The organism is Streptomyces sp. NPDC055400 (assembly GCF_053644375.1).
On record NZ_JBSHLM010000009.1, the window covers coordinates 182,639 to 204,922 of the forward strand.

A 22,284-nucleotide genomic window follows, 5' to 3' on the forward strand; every position below is an offset into this window, starting at 1 on the left:
CCCGCACTGCCCCCGCGACGACGTCGGCCGCAGCCCACTCACAGACGCCGCTGCTGACCACGGCGCCGCCTCCTTCATCGCCGTGATCGACGGCCGCCGCTCAGGCCGACTCGCGCACCACCAGACGCGGCACGATCACCCGCTCGGCGAGCGGGCCGCGGCCCTGCACGAGCGCCGCGACCTGCTCGACGGCCGCCCGGCCCACCTGGCGCTTGTCGATGTGGAGTGTGGTGAGCGGCGGGTCCATGAGCTCGCCGAGCATGAGGCCGTCGCACCCGACGAAGGCACAGTCTCCCGGTACGGCTATTCCCCGGCGCAGCGCGCGGCGCAGCGCGCCGACCGCGATCAGGTCGTTGTAGCCGAGCACCGCGGTGGTACCGGGGTGTTCGGCGAGCACGCGGTCCATGCCGTCGGCGCCGCCCTGCACGGAGTTGGCCACGGACACGACCGAAGTCCCCTCGGCGTCGAGGCCGTGCTCGGCGGCCAGGGCGAGGAACAGGGCGCGCCGGGAGTGCGGGTCCGCCCCGTCTCCGCGGGCCTTGTCATCGAGCATGACCACGCGCCGGTGTCCGGCCGCCATGAGGTGCCCGAGGGCCTGCCGCATCCCGGACTCGAAGTCGATACGGACACCGCCGGCGGCCGGCGGCCGGGTGTCGTGGTCCAGGAGCACCAGCGGGATTCCGGTGCCCCGCACCCGTTCGATGGCACTCTCGGCGAAGAAGTAGCCGACGCACGCGTCGACATGGTCGGCGACAGTGGCCGCCACCGTCTGCTCGCGTTCGAGGGCCGACCCGGTGCTGTACACGGCAACCTGCCAGCCGCGCTCGTCCGCCGCCTCCATCACCCCGGCCACGACCTCGGGGAAGAACGGGTTGAGCACATCGGCGACGACCAGGCCGAGCGTGGTGGTCGCCGGGCCGGCCATGCCGCGCGCGTGCCGGTTGGGCCGGTAGCCGAGTGTCTGGGCGACCTCCAGGATCCGCGCCCGGGTGTCCGGGTCGATCTCCGGCTTGTCGTTGATGGCGCGGGAGACGGTCTGCCGGGAGACACCCGCGGAGCGGGCCACGTCGTCGATGGTGACGCCGTGACGCCCGCGCCGGGACGTACGGGGGGTGGGCATCTCGGGAAGGCTCCTCTCTCTGCCTGCCCAAGTGTCGTCCGCCGTCGATGCGGGATGGTTCACGTGAGCGCTCACGGACATGATGAGCAGCTCACTCCATGCTGTCAACGACCTTCATTTGTACGGCAATTGCAACGATCAAGGCCGAGTCCAGCAATCCCTCGCACCGGTCTTGACGGGGACATGCAGCGGCTTCAAGGTACTCCGTGAGCGCTCACGGGAACGCTCACGAACGGGCACCCGTCCCTGCAGTCGCCCTCCCGGAGGACGTACGTGACGTCGATCGCGGTCACCGCGGCAGAACGCCCGCCCGCGCCCACCAGCGCGCTCATCGACCGGGTCCGCGTCGCTGTGCTCGTCGACGAAGCCTCCATGGAGCCCGTCGCGCCCGAACTCCGCGACGGCGTACGGGCCTTGGACGTGCCCCGGCGCCCGCGCGGTGCTGCACCCGAAGGAGGAACAACCCCTCATGTCCAGCAGACCAGCGCGCCGGCCACGACGTCTGTGGCCCCTGTGGGCGGCCCTGCTCGCCCTGTTCAGCCCCCTCCTGCTCACCCCCGCATCCGCCCCCGCGGCCACGGCCACCGGCACGTCCGCCACCGCGCAGGCGGACCCGGTGCCAGGCATGTCCGACCCGCGCCAGACCTGGCTGCGCAACTCCACCGCGGGCCTCTTCCTGCACTGGGGCATGTACACACAGCCCGCCCACTACGACTGCGACTCCTGGCAGCAGGCCGTGAACGACAGCGGCTGGAACCCGGACTACTGGGTCAAGGAGACGCAGAAGATCCACGGCTCCTACATCGTCCTGGCCACCTTCCACAGCCGCCTGGGCTACGCCCGCCCCTGGCCGTCGAAGATCCCCGGCAGCTGCTCGACGAAGCGCGACATCCTCGGTGAGCTCATCAAGGCGGCCAAGGCCAAGGGCATCAAGGTCATCCTCTATATGACCGACGATCCGCAGTGGCACGACGAGCAGGGCCGCGAGTCCTTCGACTCCGCCGCCTACTCCGCGTACAAGGGCAAGGACGTCGATCTGACGACCAGGCCCGGCTTCGGCGAGTTCAGCTACGACAACTTCTTCGAAGTGATGCACAACTACCCGGACCTGAAGGGCTTCTGGATCGACAACGACAACGCGTACTGGGAGCAGCACCACCTCTACGAGCAGATCCGTGAGCAGCGCCCGGACATGCTCCTGAGCAACAACAACGAAGACACGCCGATCATGGACACCGTGTCCAATGAGCAGAAGACGGGCATGACGCCCGACTACGACATGCCGGCGGCGTACTGGACGTCCATGCCGCGCCTGACGGAGTCCTGCTACAAAGTGCCCTCCAGCGGCGCCTGGTGGTACGACGGCCAGGACCGTCCGGTCGACACGGCGCTCAACATCCGTCGCTACGTGGCCAACGCGGGGACGTCGTACAAGTCCCTGATGGACCTCCAGGCCCAGGTGAACGGGACGTTCCCGCCCCAGCAGCAGGCGTTCACCGACTACCTGTCGAAGTATCTCGACCCCATCTGGGAGTCGCTGCACGGCGTGGAGGGCGGCGGCTACCTGTACGGCGGGCTGCGTCCGGGGGCCTGGAACGACGGGGCTTACGGCTACACCACGGTGAGCAAGGAGGACCCGACCCGCCAGTACATCCACGTCACGACGCGGCCGAGCGGCGCCGGCACCCTCAGCCTTCGCGACAACGGCACCAAGGTGAAGCGCATCAGCGATCTGCGCACCGGCAAGGACATCGCCTTCGACCAGCACGACGGCACGGTGACACTCAAGGACATCACGGCCTGGGACCCGTACGACACGGTCTTCAAGGTGGAGACGGAGCGACACCGCCAGGGCCTGTACCCCTCCAACACGGTGCGGGCCACCGCCACGTCGACGAAGGACGGCCACTCGGCGGCCAACCTCACCGACGGTGACCTCACCCGGTACTGGGACTCGAACGCCCAGGTGCCCGTCTCGGTCACGCTGGATCTCGGGGGCGTGAAGAAGGCCCGGTACCTGGCCGTGAACCAGACCGAGTGGTCGCCCACCTACAACCGCGAGTCGTTCGGCAGGAAGGAGGACTCGGCCCGGATCAAGGACTACAAGGTCTTCGTCAGTGACGACGGCGAGCACTGGGGCGAGCCGGTGAAGACCGGCGTCATGGAGAGCGCCCGCAGCACCCGCTACGTCGACCTCGACACCACGGCCCGCTACATCAGGCTGGAGGTGGACAGCACCTGGTCGGCGGCGACCGTCGTCCCCTTCTACCGCCAGCTGAGGATCGACGAGATCGCGGTCGGCCACTCGTATCCCGTGAGCCACGACCTCGGGTGACCAACGCGCTTGCCCCGAGGGCCTCTGGCGCCTTCGGGGCAAGCGTCCCCGTCGCCACCCGGCGGTCAGTGTCCGGTCGCCGAGCTCACGCCGGCCGCGAGCGCGCCGGCGATGGCGTCGTAGGCGGGCTTGCGCTGGAGGTTCTCGTCCCAGGGCAGCGCCGCGCCCTGGCCGGGGAAGACCGACGGGATCCACGAGTGCCGGTCGGAGTAGCCCCACAGCGTGAAGCCGACACAGCGCCGCACGGCCAGGCAGGCGTCGGTGATCTGGGCGTACCAGTCGGCCTGTCGGGTCAGTTCGGCCGGGTCGGCGGGCAGGATCATACGGACGTCGAGCTCGGTGATCGCGACGTCGAGGCCCAGGTCGGCGAAACGCTGGGTTGTTCCCCCGCATGTCGCTCGGGAAGCCGTACTGCAGGGCGAGGTGGGCCTGCATGCCGAAGCCGCCGATCGGGACGCGATCCGCCTTGAGCTGCTTGATCAGTGTGTAGTAGGCGTCCGACTTCGCGCCGAGCCCCTCGACGTTGTAGTCGTTGAGGTACAGCTTGACCTTGGGGTCGGCGGCGTGCGCCCAGCGCAGGGCGTCGGCCATGTAGCCGGGGCCGAGGGTCTTGTAGAAGATGTTCTCCCGGTGGGTGCCGTCCTCGTTCATGATCTCGTTGGCGACGTCCCACGCGAAGACCTTGCCCTTGTAGTGCTTCACCTCGGTCGTGATGTGGTTCTTGAGGATCGAGCGCAGTTCGTCGGCGGTCCAGGTCGTCGAGCGCGGCGGCGGGACAGGGATACGGAGGCCGGCATCACACACCTTCCGGAAGTGACCCGAAACTATCGGTGAATGATCTCGGAAGTTACGGACACGCGACGGGGGTGTCAACGGCCTTGACGAAAAAGGCCATTGACACCCCCGATGGGTGCCGAGCGCGTCAGACCTGCCGGGGCTCGCCCGTACTGGCTCTGACCACCAGTTCCGTGGCGAGCTCCACCCGTGATGAGGCCGGTGCGACGGACCGGGCCAGGTCGAGGACGAAGCGCGCCGCCAGCTTGCCCATCTCCGCCAACGGTTGACGGACCGTCGTGAGCGGCGGCGCCGACCAGCGCACCTCCGGGAGGTCGTCGAAGCCGAGGACACTCATGTCCTCCGGCACCCGCAGCCCGCGCCGGCGCAGCGCCTCGATCGCCCCGAGCGCCATCTGGTCACTGGAGGCGAAGATGGCGGTGGGCGGCTCGGCCAGGTCCAGCAGCTGGTTGCAGCCGGTGAATCCGGACTCGTGGTAGAAGTCGCCGGGCACGATCAGCGCGTCATCCACCGGCACGCCGGCCACGTCCAGCGCGGCCCGGTACCCGTCGAGCCGGGCACGCGAGCACAGCAGCCGGGGCGGGCCCTCGATGAACCCGATCCGGCGGTGACCGAGCCCCAGCAGGTGCTCCGTCGCAGCCATCCCGCCCGCCCAGTTCGTGGCACCGACGGTCGGCGCCTCGCCTGCCGGCGAACCGGCCGGGTCGACGACCACCAACGGCACGCCCAGGCGCCGCAGTTCGTCGTGCAGCCCCGGTTCGAGAACCGAGGTCACGAGGATCACCCCGTCCGACGCGCGGGCCCGCAGATTCGTCATCCACTGCCGGGCCGCGCCCGCCCGGTCGTGAATCGCGGAGACGACCGTGCCCACCCCGGCCTCGTGCGCCACCTCCTCGACGCCCCGGATGATCTCCACCGCCCAAGGGCTGTCCAGGTCGTTGAAGACCAGGTCGAGCAGGGCCGCCCGGTCACCCGGCGCAGCCGGGCGCCGCTGGTACCCGTGCCGCCGCAGCAGATCCTCGACCCGCGCCCGGGTGGCGGGCGATACGTCGGAGCGCCCGTTGACGACCCTCGAGACGGTCGGGACCGACACCCCCGCCTCCCGAGCGATCTCGGTGATCGTCACCTTGGCCGGCCCGTCCGGGCTCTGCGTGGCTGCCTTGCCTCTGCCGCCAACCCGGGCCACGTTCCCCACCTCCATCGACCTCTGCATCCTGAAAGATCTCCGGATGTCTTCCGGAAACCGTAGGACATGCCGTCGACCGTGCGCCGGTCAAGCCGGGTTTTTGTCCGACCTGCCGAACGTCTGGCCCTGAATCTACGCGCCCCCTGCTCCCAGCACCTCGCGGAGCCAGGTCATTTGGCGACGTACGTGCACGGCGTCGCCGTGCTCGTGCCCGTTGAACGGGTAGGCGTGGATCTCCCGGACGGGGTCCGCGCCGCTGAGTTCGCCGTAGCGGTGGTACGCCGCGTAGGCACCGCTGGGCGGGCAGACCTGGTCGCGCAGGCCGACTCCGAAGTGGGCCGGGGCGTGGGCGCGGCGAGCGAACGAGACGCCCTCGACGTAGCCGAGCGTGCGGTACGCGGCGTCCTCCGCGCCCCGGTGCACGGCGAGGTAGGCGGCGATCTCGCCGTAGGGCCCTGCGTCGGTCAGGCCGAGGGCGCGCCGGATACCGCACAGCAGCGGCGCCGTGACCAGGGCCGCGGCGAGATCGGGGACGAGTCCGGCGACGGCGAGGGCTACTCCCCCGCCCTGGCTGTTGCCCACCGCGGCGATCCGGTCCCGGTCGACGCCGGGCAGGGCGCGCAGCGCGGCGACGGCACACACCGCGTCGGTGATCAGGCGGCGGTAGTGGTAGTCGTGCGGATCGAGCAGCCCGCGCACCGCAGGTCCCGGGCCGCCGGGAGCGCTCGCGTGCGGGTCAGGGGTCGCGCCGCCGTTGCCGTACTGGTCGCCCTGGCCACGGTTGTCCATGAGCAGATGGGCGTATCCGGCGTTCGCCCAGGTGAGGCGCTCGTGCGGGAGGCCGCGGCCGCGGCCGTAACCCGCGAACTCGACGACCGCGGGTATGAGTTCGCCGCCGTCCGCGGGACGCGTGTACCAGGCGCGGACGGGGTCTCCGGCGAAGCCGCGGAAGGTGACGTCCCAGCTCTCGACGAGCCGCAGGCCGCTGTCGACGGGCCGGACGCGGATCAGGGGTTCGGGGTGGGTGGCGGACTTCAGCGTGGCCTGCCAGAACGCGTCGAAGTCGGCGGGTTCGTCGGGCTCGGGTCGGTGGCGCTTGAGTTCGTCCAGGGGCAGGTCGAAGGCGGGCACAGGCACCTCACAGCCGGTCACGGAGCCAACTCCCTTTGACGCAGAACCCATTGACAGGGGTCGGGAGCGGCTTTAGGTTGCGGCGACGTTACCGGAAGATTCCTGAAAGTTCTCGGTAGCTTATTCCCCGCCCTTGTGATGACCTCCGCCTGCCCGTGTGACGAAAGGCCCTGCATGAGCTCCTCCACCATGACGGGCATCCAGCCCCGCACCGGCGCCCCGCCCGACCCGCCACCCGGCAAGAAGCTTCCGCCCGGCCGTCGTTCCTGGCGCCGGTCACTGCGCCGCGACTGGCAGCTGTACTCCCTTGCGGTGCTGCCGATCCTGTTCTTCCTGGTCTTCCGCTACCTGCCGATGATCGGCAACGTGATCGCGTTCCGCCGCTTCGAGCCGGGCGGTTCGATCCTCGGCGAGGAGTGGGTGGGCCTGCGCTATGTGCAGATGTTCCTCAACGACCCGTCGTTCTGGCAGGTCTTCCGGAACACGCTCTGGATGGGCCTGCTGACGCTGCTGTTCTGCTTCCCCGTGCCGATCGTGCTGGCCCTGCTGCTCAATGAGGTCAGGCGCACCGCACTGAAACGGTTCGTGCAGTCGATCTCGTACCTGCCGCACTTCCTGTCCATCGTGATCGTCGCGGGCATCACGGTGCAGATGCTGGCCTCGGACGGCCCGATCAACCACATACTCACGACGTTCGGCCACGATCCGGTCCGGTTCATCCAGGAGCCCGGCTGGTTCCGGACGATCTACGTCGGTTCCGAGGTCTGGCAGACGGCCGGCTGGGGCACGATCCTCTATCTCGCCGCGTTGAGCACGATCGACGAGGACCTGTACGAGGCGGCCCGGATCGACGGCGCGAACCGCTGGCAGCAGACCTGGCACGTGACCCTCCCCGGCATCCGCCCCACCATGATCACGCTGCTGATCCTCAACATCGGCACGTTCATGGTGGTCGGCTTCGAGAAGATCCTGCTGCTCTACAACCCGCTGACGTACCCGACGGCCGACGTCATCTCCACCTATCTGTACCGCACCGGTGTCGAGTCGAACTCCTTCAGCTATGCCGCGGCCATCGGCCTGTTCGAGGCGGTCATCGGCCTCCTATTGATCACGTCCGCGAACCGGCTGTCGCGCAAGACCGTGGGGACGAGCCTGTGGTGAGCATCCAGACCCGGCCCCGCGCCGCGACGACCGTGGCCCGCCCCACCCGCGGCTACCGTGTCTTCCAAGGTGTCAACGCCGTGATCCTGACACTGGTCGTGGTGGTCACGCTCTACCCGATCATCAACATCGTCGCCCGCTCGTTCAGCGGGGAGCACCAGATCCGGGCGGGCGAGGTCACGCTGTGGCCCAAGGGCTTCAACCTCACCACGTACAAGATCGTCTTCCAGGACGGGACGTTCTGGCGCAGCTACGGCAACACCGTCCTCTATACGGTGCTGTCCACCGCTGTCGCCATGGCCCTCACCACGATCTACGCGTACGTCCTGTCGAAGAAGGACCTGCGCGGGCGTACATTCCTCGTCGGCATCGCCGTCTTCACGATGTTCTTCTCCGGTGGTCTGATCCCCAACTATGTGCTGATCACCAGCCTCGGCCTGAAGAACTCGATCTGGGCGATCGCCCTGCCGAACGCCATCAGTGTCTTCAACCTCCTGGTGATGAAGGCGTTCTTCGAGAACATGCCGGCAGAGCTCGAGGAGGCCGCGCAGATCGACGGCCTGAGCACGTACGGGACTCTGCTGCGGATCGTGCTGCCGTTGTCGAAGGCCGTCATCGCCACCATGGTGCTCTTCTACTCGGTGTCGTTCTGGAACTCATGGTTCTCGGCGTTCCTGTACATGGACCGGGCCGATCTGATGCCGGTCACCGTCTATCTGCGCAACCTCATCGCGGGCGCCACCGAGGGCGGCAACGCGGGGGCCGCGGCCGACCAGCTCACCCAGGCCGCCGCGAACATCCAGTCCGTGACCATCGTGCTCACGGCGCTGCCGATCCTCGCCGTCTACCCGTTCGTGCAGCGGTACTTCGTCTCGGGCGTGATGCTCGGCGCGGTCAAGGGCTGAGCGCAACCACTTCACGCATGAACGCAATCACACCCCAACACACTTGCAGAACAAAGGAGTTCACGTGACGAACACGGGCCAGCTGTCGAGAAGGTCGCTGCTCGCCGCGGCGGGATTCGCCGGACTCGCCGTGCTCACCGGCTGCGGCAGCGGTGACGACGGCGGCGACAGCAAGGACCTGTCGAAGAAGCGGAACGGCGCCATGGAGAAGTACAACCCCGGCGAGCAGTTCAAGGCGACCAAGGCGCTGTCCTTCGCCGTCCTGCACAACGACAACCCGACGTACCCGCTGAAGAAGAACTGGCTGTTCTGGAAGGAGGTCACCAAGCGCACCGGCATCACGCTGCAGCCCGTCGACGTCCCGCTGAGCGACTACGAGAAGAAGCGCAGCCTGCTGATCGGCTCGGGTGACGCCCCCTTCCTGATCCCCAAGACGTACCACCCCTCCGAGGTCGCGTTCGTGTCGTCGGGTGCGATCCTGCCGGTGAGCGAGTACGTGCACCTGATGCCCAACTTCCAGGACAAGGTGAAGCGGTGGAAGCTGGAGCCCGAGCTGGACTCCATCCGTCAGTCCGACGGAAAGTACTATCTGCTACCCGGACTCCATGAGAAGCCCAAGTCCGGATACTCGCTGTCCTTCCGCACCGACGTCCTCGACAAGATCGGCGTGAGCCTGCCGTCGACGTGGGACGAGGTGTACGACGTCCTCAAGGCGATCAAGGCGGAGTACCCCGACAGCTACCCCCTCTCCGACCGCTGGAGCACCAACACGGTCTTCCCGGCGGCCGCCCTGCTCAGCTATCTCGGGCAGGCGTACGGCGTCCGGGCCGGCTGGACGTACGAGAACATCACCTTCGACTCGAAGACGCAGAAGTTCGTCTTCACCGGGGCGACGGACGAGTTCCGGCAGGTCATCGAGTACCTGCGCAAGCTGGTCGCCGAGAAGCTGATGGACCCGGAGAGCTTCACCCAGACCGACGACAACGCGGTGAAGAAGCTGCTGGCGGAGAAGTCCTTCGCGATCAGCGCCAACCCACAGGAGCTCGTGCAGAAGTACCGCTACAACCTCGAGCGGCAGGTGAAGGGCGCGAAGATCGAGATGATTCCGGTGCCGATCGGCCCGGCCGGTGAAGTCGTGCTCGGCGGCATCCGCCTGGAGAACGGCCTCATGATCTCCAGCAAGGCCCTCAAGAGCGACAACTTCGTCGCGCTGATGCAGTTCACGGACTGGCTCTTCTACTCGGACGAAGGCCAGGCCTTCTGCAAGTGGGGCGTCGAGGGCGTGACGTACACGAAGTCCGGCGGCCAGTACAAGCTGAAGCCCGGCATCAGCCTCATGGGTTCCGACCCCAAGGCACCCAAGGATCTGCAGAAGGACTACGGCTTCTTCAACGGCGTCTTCACCTACGGCGGCAGCTGGCAGCTGGTGTCCTCCACCTTCAGCCCGGACGAGAAGAAGTTCCAGGACGTGATGGCCAGGCGTAAGCAGACGCCGATCGCCCCGGCCCACCCGCTGCAGTCCGCGGAGCAGGAGCAGGCCTCGCTCTGGGAGACGCCGCTCACAGACCACATGAACCAGAACACCCTCAAGTTCGCGCTCGGCAAGCGGCCGCTGTCCGAGTGGGACGACTACGTCACCGAGCTGAAGGCCAAGAACATGCAGCAGCTCGTGGATCTGCACAACAAGGCCTACGAGCGGTACAAGAAGGACAACGGATGATCCGCGTCCCGGCCGAGTCGCAGGGCCTCCTCTCCGAGGCGTGGCGGGCATGCGTCGGCACGGGCCGCCTCGAACTCGCCCTGCGCCGCGACTACCAGGACTCCCTCACGCTGCTCCAGAAGGACATCGGCTTCCGGCACATCCGCGGACACGGGCTGTTCAGCGACGGGATGGGCGTGTACCGGCCGTACGAGTGGCAAGGCGCCCGGCAGGTGCATCATTCGTTCACCTACGTCGACCAGGTCGTCGACGCCTGTCTCGCGCTCGGCATCCGCCCCTTCCTCGAACTCGGTTTCATGCCGGACGAGTTGGCGTCCGGCGCGCAGACCGTCTTCTGGTGGCAGGGGAACGTGACACCGCCCTCCTCACACCGGGAATGGGCGGACCTGGTGCGCGCGACACTGACCCACCTCGTGGACCGTTACGGCCTCGAGGAGGTGCGCGACTGGCCGGTCGAGGTGTGGAACGAGCCGGATCTGCCGGACTTCTGGGAGGGCGCCGACCAGGCGGCCTACCACCGTCTTTACGAGGTGACGGCGCATGCGGTGAAGGACGTCGACGCGTCCCTCCAGGTCGGCGGGCCCGCCGTGTCGCCCGGCGCGGACGAGGGCTGGCTCGGGCGGTTCGCGGAGTTCGTGGAGCGGCGGGATCTGCCGGTCGACTTCGTGTCACGGCACGCGTACACCTCGGGGCCCGCGCAGCCGGTGCCGTTCGGGACGTACCAGACGCTGGCCCCGGCCGAGCGCCTGCTGGAGCAGTTCGGGGCCCCGCGGCGCGAGCTGAAGGGAACGTCGCTGGCCGACCTTCCGGTCCACATCACGGAGTTCAACTCCTCCTACCGCCCGGACAACCCGGTCCACGACACGGCCTTTCACGCCGCGTACCTGGCTCCGGTCCTGGCGGCCGGCGGAGACCTGGTGGACTCCTTCTCGTATTGGACGTTCAGCGACATGTTCGAGGAGGTGGGCGTTCCGACGGCCCTGTTCCACGGCGGTTTCGGGCTCCTGACGCACCGCCAGGTCAGGAAACCCACGTACCACCTGTACGCGTTCATGGCCCGCATGGGCCGAGATGTGCTGGCCCGTGGTGACGACCATCTCGTCACCCGGCACCCCGACGGGCGGGTCACGGTTCTGGCGTGGGCGCCGCCCGGGACAGACCTGCACACGCTGCGGCTGTCCGTCCCGGTCGGCGACGCCGAGCGCGGCGCGGTCTTCCTGCGCCGCTCCAGCGTCGACGAGGAGCGCGGCAACGCGTACACCGCGTGGCGCCGGATGGGCAGCCCGCGCTCACCACGCCCGCACCAACTCGACCTGCTGCACGACGCCGCGGAACCGGGCAGGTCCCATCTCCGCCTGCCCATCGAGGAGTTCAGGGCGGACGTCGTCCTCACGCTCGAACGGCACGAGGTGACGCTGGTCGAGCTCAGCCCGGTGACCGAGGAGGCTCCCGACTGGTGGGACGAGGGCCGGATACTCGGGGACGGAGGTTCCGGATGAGCACCGCACAGGCCGGCTCCCCCGGGGCGGCCCTGCCGCGCGCCTCCCGCGCCTTCGGCGACGGACCGCTGTCGCGGGCCTGCGCCCTCATCCACACACTGGTGACCGTCGAGGGCCTGCTGCTGCTCACGCTGGCGCCCAGCCTGCTCGGACTCCTGTTCCTCGGCGCGGACCCGGCGAACCTGCCGCTGGCCGCGCTGTGCCTCGCGCCGCTCGGCCCGGCCCTGTCCGCCGCCCTGTACGCCTTGCATCACCGCAGCCGCAACCTGACGGAACTGCGTCCGGCCCGCGCCTATCTGCGAGGGCTGCGCCTCAACACCGCCGCCGCGTTGCGGATATGGGTTCCGCTGCTCGCCTGGCTGACCGTCATCGCGTACGGCCTCACCCACTTCGCCTCGACCGGACTGCCCGGCTGGTGGGCGGTACTGCTCGGGGGCATCAGCGTGGGCGCGCTCCTCTGGGGCGCGCACGCGCTGGTGCTCACGTCCCTGTTCACGTTCCGGGCCGTCGACACGGCGCGGCTCGCCGGGTACTTCCTGCTGCGGCACGGCCGGGCGACACTCGGCGCGGCCAGTCTGCTCGTGCTCGCGACCGCGGCCACCTTGTGGTGGACCGAGGCGCTGCCTCTGCTGCTCGCTCCGGTGCTGCTCCTGTCACTGCTGCACACCAGCCGTCCGATCATCGCCGAGACCCAGGAGGACTTCACCGCATGAACGGCGTGCCCGCCACCACCGCCATCCCCTACGGCGGTGACTACAACCCCGAGCAGTGGCCCGAGGAGGTCTGGGACGCTGACCACCGCCTGTTCGGGAAAGCCGGGATCGACACGCTGACGGTGGGCGTGTTCGCATGGTCGCTGCTCCAGCCGGCCCCGGACACCTACGACTTCACGGTCCTCGACCGGATCGTGGACCGGGCGGCGGCCGCAGGGCGCCGCATCGTCCTGGCCACCGGCACGGCCGCGCTGCCGCCCTGGCTCGCGAAGGCCCACCCGGAGGTGAACCGCACCGACTTCGAAGGCCGCCGGCACGGCTATGGGCAGCGGCACAACTTCTGCCCGAGCTCACCGGCGTACCGCCGCCTGTCCACGACGCTGGCGGGACGCATCGCCGAGCGGTACGCGGACCATCCGGCGCTGCTCGCCTGGCACATCAACAACGAGTACGGCGGCGCCTGTTACTGCGGCCTGTGCGCGGAGGTGTTCCGCGCCTGGCTGCGCGAGAAGTACGGCTCGCTGGACGCCCTGAACGACGCGTGGTGGACGGCCTTCTGGTCGCACCGCTACACGGACTGGTCCGAGATCGAGCCGCCCAGCGCCCTCACCGAGCACTGGCGCGGCCCGGACCACACCGCCTTTCAGGGCATCACGCTCGACTACCACCGGTTCACCACGGACGCGCTGCTCGGCTGCTTCGTCGCCGAGAAGGAGGCCGTGCGCGCCCACAGTCCGCACACCCCCGTGACCACCAACTTCATGGGGATGTACCGGCCGTTGGACTATCACCGCTGGGCCCCGCATCTCGACTTCGCGTCGTGGGACAGCTATCCGCCGCTGGACGCTCCGGCGACCTGGCCGGCCCTCGCGCACGACCTGATGCGCGGCCTGAAGGGCGGCGCCCCGTTCTGGCTGATGGAGCAGACGCCGTCCACCACAGCCTGCCGCGACGTCAATCCGCTGCGCAGGCCCGGCGAGTTGCGGCTCGCGAGCTGGCAGGCGGTGGCGCACGGCGCGGACGCGGTCCTGTACTTCCAGATGCGGGCCTCGCGCGGGGCGTGCGAGAAGTACCACGGGGCGGTCATCGGCCACGCGGGCCGCGACGACACACGCGTTTTCCGGGAAGTGGCTGAACTGGGACAGGAGTTGGGCCGGGCGGGCGGGGTGACGCTGGGCGCCCGGACGCCCGCCCGGACCGCTCTGCTCTTCGACTGGGACAGCTGGTGGGCGCTGGAGATGTCGGACGGCCCGTCGCGGCTGGTGCGCTACCAGGATGTCGTGCACTCCTACTACCGGGCCGCGCGCGCGGCGGGCGCGGACGTCGACGTGATCCCCGTGACAGCGGACCTGTCGGCGTACGACGTGGTCCTCGCACCCCTGCTGCACCTGGTGAAGGGGGACCTGGCCGCACGTCTGGAGGCGGTGGCGGAGCGAGGCGGCACCGTGGTGACGACTTTCCTGTCCGGGCGCGGCGACGAGCACGACCGCGCCTTCCTCACGGATGTGCCAGGCCCGCTCGGGCCGCTGATGGGCGTCCGGGTCGACGAGTGGGACTCCCGGGCGGCGGAGGTGACGAACCCGGTCGACTTCGGCGACCTGCGCTCACCGGCCCGGCTGGTCTTCGAGCTCGTCGTGCCGCAGGGCGCCGAGCCTGTCGCCACCTACACCACCGACTTCTACGCCGGAACGCCCGCCGTCACCCGGAACCGTTTCGGGGAGCGCGGCGGCGAGGGCTGGTACGTGGCGACGCAGCTCGACGATGCGGGTACGGACCGGGTGGTGCGCCAGGTGCTGTCCCGGCACGGTCTCGTCGGTCCGTACGCCGAGGTGGCCGGCGTGGAGACGGCGACCCGTGTCACTCCCGACGGGACGTGCCTGCTGTTCCTCCTCAACCACACTTCATCGGACGTGGAGCTGCCGGTCCACGAGGCGGCGACGGACCTCCTGACGGGGAAGGTGTACGCGCCCGGCGAGCCCCTCGCGCTCGACCCGCTGGGCGTGTGCGTCCTCCGCCTCGCATGAGCCGTCAGTAGATACGGCGCCCGCCCGCGTCCGGGATCCCGGACTTGCGCAGGAAGTAGCTGTTCATGTGGTCGCGCCACTCGCGGGCGCTGCGCAGTTGCTCCTCGTACAGCTCGGCCACCCGGGCGTGCCGCGCGGGCGCCACCAGATCGGCCAGCGTCGCCCACACCCGCTGTGCTGCCTGGGCCTCCTCGACGCCTTCGAAGTGGGTGTCGTAGATGTGCTGGATCACCGTCTTTCCGCTGTGCAGGACGTGCCCGTACGGGACGTGGTGGAAGAACAGGAGCAGCTCGTCGGGGCAGCTCTCGGGCGTCTCGTACGTCTGTGACCAGGGTTTGGCGTACTGGGCCGCGTACCCGGTGCCGGTGGCGCGGCTGCGGTCGACGCCGATGCCGTCGCGGTCGGCGAAGTGGTAGGTGCCCCAGGGGCTGTACTCGTATCCGTCGACGCTGGGCCCGTAGTGGTGTCCGGGCTGCACCATGAAGCCGACGCCGAGCGGCGCCGTGTACTTCTCGTACGTCGCCCAGGAGCCGCGCAGTACCTCACGGAGGCCGGAGCGCAGCCGCTCGGGGTCGGCGGTCCCCTCCGGCGTGAACGTCAACTCGGTCCACTCGTGGAGGAGTTGATGCGGATCGGCATCCGGCTGCCATGCCAGGCGGCCGAACGCGTACAGGTTGAACTGGGCGAGCGGGTGCCCGGTCCAGTAGGGGTCGGCTCCGGCGTTCGAGACGGCCACCAGGCCGCCACCGCCTGCGAGTTGGCCGACGGAGGGGCCGTCCTCGCCCTCGGGCCGGAAGCCGAGCACCCCGGTCCACATCGGGGCGAGCGCGCACACGTGCCGCTGCTGCCCGGTGTACTCCTGGGTGGCCTGCAGCTCGACCGCGACCCGGGTGCGGGGCAGGGCGCCGATGACCGGGGAGACGGGCTCGCGGGCCTGGAAGTCCATCGGTCCGTGCTTGATCTGGAGCACCGCGTTGTCCCTGAACTGACCGTCGAGCGGGGCGAAGTGGTCGTATGCGGCGCGCGCCCGGTCCGTGGTGCGGTCGCGCCAGTCCTGCGTGTGGTTGTAGACGAAGGCCCGCCAGTGGACGGTGCCGCCGTGCGGGGCGAGTGCGTCGGCGATCAGGTTCGCGCCGTCGGCGTGGCTGCGACCGTATGCGAACGGCCCCGGCTGACCTTCGGAGTCGGCCTTGACGACGAAGCCGCCGAAGTCAGGGATGTGCGTGTACACATGGTCGGCGGCCGTCCGCCACCAGTCCCGTACGCCGTCGTCGCGCGGGTCGGCGGTGTCGAGCCCGCCCAGGACGACGGGCGCGGCGAAGCTCACGGAGAGGTGGGTGCGGATGCCGAACGCCCGCAACTTCCCGGCGATCGCGGCCACTTCACCGATGCGGTCGGTGAGGAGGCGGGCCTCGGTCTCATGGACGTTGACGTTGTTGACGCAGACGGCGTTGATCCCGCAGGCCGCGAGGAGCCGTGCGTAGGCGCGGACCCGGTCGAGGTCCCCGCGCGCCCGTCCTTCCTCCCAGAACAGCGAGCCGCCCGCGTAGCCGCGCTCGACCTGGCCCATCACGGGATGCACGTCGACGTTGTCCCAGTGGTTGAGCATGCGCCTGGAGAGGGCGGGGCGGTGGGTCTGCTCGGGGGCGTCGGTGAACGCGGCGGCGCCGAGGCGCACGACGTGGAAGAAGCCGTACAGGAGGCCGGCCGGAGCGGCGGCCGTGACGGTGGTGCGCCCGCCGGACCGCGTCAGAGTGAATCCCTCGGGGCCGGTGTCGGCATCGCCGTCGAGTCGGAACACGACGTCTCCGTCACCCTGCACAGCGCCGACGTTGCCCTGGGCGTACGCGACTTCGGCGCGCAGCGTGTCGACGAGGGGCCCGTCGCCCTCGATCGAGACGCGCCGTGATCCGATGCCACGCAGCGCCTCGTCGGGCAGCCAGGCGTGGTCGATCACGCTCGGGCCGGTCATGACGCCGCCACATCGAGCGCGACGATCCCGATCGCCCCGGCGGGTTCGCCGGGCCTGCGGCTGGTGAGGTCCAGGCGGAGACGGTTGCCGTGTACCGCGTCGAAGGTGATGACGGTCGGCTCGCCGGACGCCGCCGCCCAGTCGATGTCGGCGTCACGCACGGCGGCATAGCCCTTGCCGTCCCAGACCGACACGTCGACCGAGGCGGGCAGGGAGTGTTTCGCGTCGACGGTGAAAGAGACTTCGACCCGGCCGATCTCGCGCTCCTGTGCCCAGGCCAACGACACCCAGTCGCCGGGCCGGGCGCCATCGAAAGCGGGCAGCAGGACGGTGGCCGCCTTATGGAAGGAATTGGACCACTGGGTCGCGGGGTCCCCGTCGAGCATCGCGGCGGGGAGAGTACCGGTTGCGCCGGAGTAACTCGCGTCGGCGAGTGGGTACTTGGATGCTCCAGGACCGGGGTCGGGGGCGAAGGGTTCGGTCCGCGTGACGGGCCCGCCCGCCGGCCCCGCCAGCCGCACGGAGAGTTTGCCGGTGCGCAGCCCGTCGGCAGTGGCCGTGACGGTCAGCGCGCCCGGCTCGGTGCCCGCCCGCACCATGGCGAGCGCGAGGCCGTGGAAGGCGGTGCGCGTACTGGCCTGGTACCGCTCGGCGCTCTCCTGCCGCCCGTTGTCCAGACCCGCCAGCCCACCGCCCTTCACGGCGAATTCCAGGAGGTGTTCGGCGTCGGGAACGACCACGCCGCGCGCGTCGACGATCTCGGCCGTGACGAAGACCAGCGAACGCCCGTCGGCGGCGGCGGACCCGCGGTCGGCGGTGAGGCGCACGCCGTGCGGCGTCCCGGCGGTGCGCAGCACGTCCGTCGCCACCGTCTTCCCGCCCGCGCGGGCCACGGCCTTCAACTCGCCTGCCGCGTACGGGACCTTCCACGACAGGTGCAGCCTGCCGGCGCTCCCGTTCGGCGAGGTGTAGCTGCCGGGGTAGGGGCCGGACGTGACCGTCTTGTCGTCGTGCGTCGCCTCCGTGGTCTCCAGGTAGGCGCGGCCGTCGACGGTCTTCTTCGCGTCGAAGGAACGCACGCCCATGGAACGGCCGTTGAGGAAGAGTTCGACCTCGGCGACGTTCGTGTACGCCCACACTTGCACCTCCTGGCCGGGCTGGTGCGTCGTCCAGTCCATGGGCAGCAGGTGCACCATCGGCTCATCGGTCCACTGGCTGCGGAAGAGGTGGTACATGTCCTTGGGAAATCCGGCCGTGTCGACCGCACCGAAGAACGACGCCTTCACGGGGAACACGTCGTACGGGGTCGGCTCGCCGATGTAGTCGATGCCGGACCACAGGAACTCGCCCGCGAAGAAGCGCCGGTCGCGGTCCTTCTTCAGGCCGTACTCGCCGCTCATCGTCCACGAGGCGAGGTTGTTGTCGTAGCTGGACGTGGCGCGCCGGCCCGGGGTGTGGTTCTCCCCGGTGTTGAGGTGCTCGGGCTCCTGGTACGCGCCACGGGTGGACGTCTCCGACGACGACTCGGACTCGAAGAGGAACAGGTGCGGGTAGCGGGCGTGCAGCGCGTCGACGGACGCGGCGGTGTTGTAGTTGAGGCCGAGGCCGTCAAGATCGGCCAGGATCAGGTCCGCGGGAGACCCGGCGGCGGGCAGCGAGCGGTACTTGTCGGAGCCGATGACGATCGGCCGGGTCGTGTCGAGGGCCTTGATGTCGGTGACGAGCCGCCGCGCCATGTCCACGCCTTCGGCGCGGGTCGAGTCGGGGATCTCGTTGCCGATAGACCACATCAGGACGGCGGGCGAGTTGCGGGCTGCGCGCACCATTTCGGCGATGTCGGCGTCACTGTGCGCGTCGAAGAACCGGCCGTAGTCGTACGGGTTCTTTCCGGTGCGCCAGCAGTCGAAGGCCTCCACGAGCATGACGAGGCCGAGGTCCTCGCAGGCCTCGATCACCTCGGGGGCGGGCGGGTTGTGGGACGTGCGCAGCGCGTTCACGCCCATGGACTTCATGATCGTCAGCTGACGGCGGACGGCGTCCGGCTGGACGGCGGCACCGAGGGCGCCGAGGTCGTGGTGGAGGTCGACGCCCTTGAGCTTGGCGTGGGTTCCGTTGAGCGAGAAGCCGCGGTCCGGGTCGAAGGTCGCGTGCCGCACGCCGAACCGGGTGCGGTAGGTGTCGACTGTGCGGCCGTCCACACGCAGGTCGGTGACGAGGGTGTAGCGGTGGCCGGGGGTTTCGATGGACCACAACTGCGGCTCGTGGAGGGTCATTTGGCCGTGCGCCGTGACCGGGTCGGACCCGACGTCCTTCAGTACGGATTCGGTGCGGGCGACGCGGCGGCCCTTGGCGTCGCGGACGGTGGACACGACGGTCACGGCCGGCGCGGTCTCACCGGATTCGTTGACGACGGCCGTGCGGACGTCGACCGTCGCGTATCCCTTGTCGAGGGTGGCGGCGAGGTCGGGCGTCGTCACGAAGGTGCCCCAGCGCTGGACGTGCACCGGTTCGGTGATCACCAGGCGGGCGCGGCGATAGATGCCGCTGCCCGAGTACCAGCGGCTGCTGGGCAGGCGGTTGCGGACCTCGACCGCGAGGACGTTGGCGGTGGCGCCGTCCGAGTGCAGCAGGTCGGTGATGTCGTAGGCGAAACCCGTGTAACCGTAGGGGTGGTTGCCGACGAGCTCGCCGTTGACGTAGACGTTCGCGTCCATGTAGACGCCGTCGAACTCGACGGAGATCCGCTTGCCGGCGTAGGCGGCGGGGACGGTGAACTTCTTGCGGTACCAGCCGAGTCCGCCGGGCAGGAAGCCGGTGCCGCTGGTCGTGTTGTGCTCCGTCGTGGGGGTCTGCTCGATGCTCCAGTCGTGCGGGACGGCGACCATCCGCCAGGCCGCGTCGTCGAACCCGGGCTGCTCGGCGCCGGCGTAGGCGCCCGTCGGGTCGGTGATGCCGTCGGGGCTGACGAGCGCGAAGCGCCAGCCGTCGGCCAGGTCCACGGTGCGGCGGCCGACCGGTCCGGTCCGGTCGGCGGCGGCCGCGCCGGGTGCGGGCACCGTGAACGTCCCGGCCATGGAGCCGGCCGCGCTCGCGGCCAGCACGGTTCTACGGGTGACATGCATGAACGGGTCCCCTCGAAGCCAACACGACTCACCAGAAAGCAACTTGAGCGGACTGATTCTTTCGGCCTCGGGCCGGTATTAGTCAAGGGCCTTTCCAAATATGCTTCCCGACCGCCGTCTCGCCTCGTCCTTACCGGCCGCGTTCGCCTGCCTCAGCGCCCCGGTCTCCCGCGCCGGCTCCGACAAGAAGGCCGGCCAGGGCCAAGGCACGCCGAGGCACTCCTCTGCCTGGTCAGGCCACGGGTCGACGCCCTAAGTGAGACTCGTGGGCGGTCACGCGGTACGCCTCCTCCCAGGATGCCAGGGCTGCGGCGACTGCCGTGCCCCGGCGACGAACGCGACGCGCCAACCCCACCAGAGCGGCAACAACGACGCTGCGAGGTGGTACATGCCCCTCGGAGCAGGGCGGCCGACGGACCGTTGACGTCATACGTCGTGCCCTGATCTGCTGCCTTGATCGACGTAGAGAGCAGCGCAGCGAACGCAGATGCCGAGCAGGGGAGCCGAGGCGATGACGCCCTCGCACGCACAGGGTCCAGACCCACAGACCGCCGTGGTCGTACAGAACACCAGGAGCGGCGGTCCCGGCCGGGTCGGGGCCTGGCTGCGCGATGCTGGACTGGGTCTCGAAGTGCTGCGTCCCTATGAGGGCGAGGCTCTGCCCGAGTCGCTCGACGGCAGGCCGCTCCTCGTGCTCGGCGGCGGCTTCCTGCCGGACGACGACGAGCGCGCGCCCTGGCTCCCCGCCACGCGCCGGCTCGTCGCGCAGGCACTGGACGACGGCTCGCCCGTGCTCGGCATCTGCCTCGGTGGCCAGTTGCTCGCACAGGTCGCGGGCGGCAGCGTACGGGCGAATCACGGCCGGCCCGAGTTCGGCAGCACACAGATCCGGCTGCGCCCCGAAGCCGCCGGCGATCCGCTGCTGTACGGGCTCGGCGCGACGGCGCCCGCGATCGAACGGCACGTCGACGCGATCACCGAACTCCCGGCGGGCGCCACCTGGTTGGCGTCCAGCGCGGCCTGCCCCCACCAGGCGTTCCGAGTCGGGGCGCGGGCCTGGGGTGTGCAGTTTCACCCCGAGGCGGAGGCCGACCGGATCGCCTGGTGGGACCGGGAGCTGCTGGCCCGGCAGGGCTTCGACAGGGACCGGCTGCACGCCCAGGCCGTGGCCGACGAGGGCGCGGCGGTGTCGGCGTGGTCGGTGTTCACGCGGAGGTTCGCTCAGGTGTGCGCGAGGCTGCCGTGACCGGCGTCGGAGCGGGTGCGGACGCGGCGGCCCCGCGCCGCCGTCCCACCGACACGATGACGCTGGTGAGCACGCCCGCGAGCAGCCCCCAGAACGCGGATCCGATGCCGAGCAGCGTCACGCCGGAGGCCGTGGCGAGGAACGTGACGACGGCCGCCTCCCTGGATCGGGGGTCCGACAGGGCACTTGCCAGGGAAGCCTCGATCGTGGCGAGCATGCCGACCCCCGCGACGGCCAGGACGAGGGCGTGCGGCATCGCGGTGAGCAGCGAGGCGACCGTCGCGCCGAGCAGTCCGACGCACAGGTAGAAGACGCCCGCCCACACGGCCGCGAGGTAGCGCCGCCGCCGGTCGGGGTGGGCCCCGTCGCCGGTGCAGATCGCGGCGGTCATCGCCGCAAGATTGATACCGAACGCCCCGAACGGCGCGAGCACCGCCTGCACCGCACCCGTCCACGTCAGGACCGGCGAGACGGGCACCTCGTAGCCGGACCCGCGCAGCACGGCGACCCCCGGCAGATTCTGCGAAGCCATGGTGACGACGAACAGCGGCACGCCGACGCTGATCAGCACCTTCCAGTCGAACTCGGGAGCCGTGAACACCGGCTGCGCGAGCGACAGCCGGACCCGTTCCAGATGCCAGCCCCCGGTGAGGACGGAGGCGACGACTCCGCCGCCGAGCGCGATGAGGACCGCGTGACGCGGCAGCAGTCGACGCCCGAGGAGATACAGCACGAACACCGGGAACGCGATGGCGAAACTGCCGCCCATCTGGGAGAAGAGCCCCGTCCCGAACTCGAGCAGTACTCCGGCGAGCAGCGCCGATGCCAGCGGCACCGGGATCCGGTCCATGATCCGCGCGAACCACCCCGTCAGACCGCTCACCATGATCAGCACGGCGCTGAACACGAACGCGCCCACGGCCTTCTCCATCGACACCCCGCTCAGGCTCGTGGCGAGGAGCGCGGCTCCCGGTGTCGACCAGGAGGTGACGATCGGGACCTTGTGCCGCAGCGACAGGCCCACGCAGGTCACGGCGATCCCGACGCCGAGCGCCAGCATCCACGAGGACACCTCGCGCGCGTCCGCCCCGGCGGCCCGGGCCGCGGTGAACACGATGGCAGCGGCACTGGTCACGCCGACGGTGACCGCGATGAGCCCCGCCGCCACGGCCGAGGGCGGTGCGGTGGCGCGTATGCGGGCGAGCGGGGACATGCGGGCATCACTTCCGGAAAGGGGTGCGGGAGAGCGGGTTCGGAGGGTTCCATAAACAGAACGTTCCGTTTATGGAACACTAAGGACGCAGGTGGCGGCACGTCAAAGCGCCGGCGGCACAGAAACGGACGGAACCGGGCGG

Annotated in this window: 14 protein-coding genes and 1 pseudogene; 8 read left to right on the forward strand and 7 right to left on the reverse strand. The window is 69.7% G+C overall.

The features are described from left to right. Positions 1–100: 100 nt before the first annotated feature. Positions 101–1,120, reverse strand: coding sequence for a LacI family DNA-binding transcriptional regulator (locus ACWIGU_RS24345; RefSeq protein WP_454403808.1), 1,020 nt, complete (start codon positions 1,118–1,120; stop codon positions 101–103). Between the two features lie 469 nt (positions 1,121–1,589). Here ACWIGU_RS24345 and ACWIGU_RS24350 point away from each other — a divergent pair, with 469 nt between their 5' ends. Beyond that, positions 1,590–3,455: an alpha-L-fucosidase gene (locus ACWIGU_RS24350; protein ID WP_454403809.1), complete on the forward strand. Its 1,866-nt coding sequence runs from the start codon at positions 1,590–1,592 to the stop codon at positions 3,453–3,455. A 65-nt stretch (positions 3,456–3,520) separates the two neighbouring features. On the opposite strand, the pseudogene ACWIGU_RS24355 reads toward ACWIGU_RS24350, so the two are convergent. The 3 genes and pseudogenes from ACWIGU_RS24355 to ACWIGU_RS24365 form a co-directional block, all read right to left on the reverse strand. Next, a pseudogene (locus ACWIGU_RS24355) lies at positions 3,521–4,211 on the reverse strand (endo-1,4-beta-xylanase); the annotation flags it as partial. A 166-nt stretch (positions 4,212–4,377) separates the two neighbouring features. Continuing rightward, entirely contained in the window at positions 4,378–5,436 is a 1,059-nt protein-coding gene (locus ACWIGU_RS24360) for a LacI family DNA-binding transcriptional regulator (protein ID WP_454403810.1), read from the reverse strand. Between the two features lie 132 nt (positions 5,437–5,568). Further along, positions 5,569–6,567 carry an acetylxylan esterase gene (locus ACWIGU_RS24365; protein ID WP_454404016.1) on the reverse strand — a complete coding sequence of 333 codons (999 nt, stop codon included), beginning with the start codon at positions 6,565–6,567 and terminating at the stop codon, positions 5,569–5,571. A gap of 174 nt (positions 6,568–6,741) precedes the next feature. Between ACWIGU_RS24365 and ACWIGU_RS24370 the strand changes: the two genes are divergently transcribed. From ACWIGU_RS24370 to ACWIGU_RS24395, 6 genes are all read left to right on the forward strand, one after another. Then, positions 6,742–7,728, forward strand: coding sequence for an ABC transporter permease (locus ACWIGU_RS24370; protein ID WP_454403811.1), 987 nt, complete (start codon positions 6,742–6,744; stop codon positions 7,726–7,728). Between the two features lie 32 nt (positions 7,729–7,760). Next, the gene (locus ACWIGU_RS24375; protein WP_454404017.1) at positions 7,761–8,633 is read left to right on the forward strand and encodes a carbohydrate ABC transporter permease; all 873 of its coding nucleotides are present in this window, start codon (positions 7,761–7,763) and stop codon (positions 8,631–8,633) included. A gap of 64 nt (positions 8,634–8,697) precedes the next feature. Then, positions 8,698–10,353, forward strand: coding sequence for an ABC transporter substrate-binding protein (locus ACWIGU_RS24380; RefSeq protein WP_454403812.1), 1,656 nt, complete (start codon positions 8,698–8,700; stop codon positions 10,351–10,353). Continuing rightward, positions 10,350–11,852, forward strand: coding sequence for a GH39 family glycosyl hydrolase (locus ACWIGU_RS24385; protein ID WP_454403813.1), 1,503 nt, complete (start codon positions 10,350–10,352; stop codon positions 11,850–11,852). The genes ACWIGU_RS24380 and ACWIGU_RS24385 overlap by 4 nt, the downstream gene beginning before the upstream one ends. Continuing rightward, on the forward strand, positions 11,849–12,565 hold the full coding sequence (locus ACWIGU_RS24390) for a hypothetical protein (protein ID WP_454403814.1): 717 nt from the start codon (positions 11,849–11,851) through the stop codon (positions 12,563–12,565). The genes ACWIGU_RS24385 and ACWIGU_RS24390 overlap by 4 nt, the downstream gene beginning before the upstream one ends. Continuing rightward, positions 12,562–14,589, forward strand: coding sequence for a beta-galactosidase (locus ACWIGU_RS24395; RefSeq protein WP_454403815.1), 2,028 nt, complete (start codon positions 12,562–12,564; stop codon positions 14,587–14,589). The genes ACWIGU_RS24390 and ACWIGU_RS24395 overlap by 4 nt, the downstream gene beginning before the upstream one ends. A gap of 4 nt (positions 14,590–14,593) precedes the next feature. Here the strand turns inward: ACWIGU_RS24395 and ACWIGU_RS24400 are convergent, their stop codons facing one another. Together ACWIGU_RS24400 and ACWIGU_RS24405 are read right to left on the reverse strand one after the other, a co-directional pair. Continuing rightward, positions 14,594–16,561, reverse strand: coding sequence for an alpha-glucuronidase (locus ACWIGU_RS24400; RefSeq protein ID WP_454403816.1), 1,968 nt, complete (start codon positions 16,559–16,561; stop codon positions 14,594–14,596). Continuing rightward, positions 16,558–19,683 (reverse strand): glycoside hydrolase family 2 TIM barrel-domain containing protein, encoded by a 3,126-nt coding sequence (locus tag ACWIGU_RS24405; RefSeq protein ID WP_454403817.1) that lies wholly within the window; start codon positions 19,681–19,683, stop codon positions 16,558–16,560. The genes ACWIGU_RS24400 and ACWIGU_RS24405 overlap by 4 nt, the downstream gene beginning before the upstream one ends. Positions 19,684–20,194: 511 nt before the next feature. Between ACWIGU_RS24405 and ACWIGU_RS24410 the strand changes: the two genes are divergently transcribed. After that, positions 20,195–20,929 carry a type 1 glutamine amidotransferase gene (locus tag ACWIGU_RS24410; protein ID WP_454403818.1) on the forward strand — a complete coding sequence of 245 codons (735 nt, stop codon included), beginning with the start codon at positions 20,195–20,197 and terminating at the stop codon, positions 20,927–20,929. Here the strand turns inward: ACWIGU_RS24410 and ACWIGU_RS24415 are convergent. Beyond that, positions 20,889–22,142, reverse strand: coding sequence for a benzoate/H(+) symporter BenE family transporter (locus ACWIGU_RS24415; protein ID WP_454403819.1), 1,254 nt, complete (start codon positions 22,140–22,142; stop codon positions 20,889–20,891). The genes ACWIGU_RS24410 and ACWIGU_RS24415 overlap by 41 nt on opposite strands. Positions 22,143–22,284 lie beyond the last annotated feature (142 nt).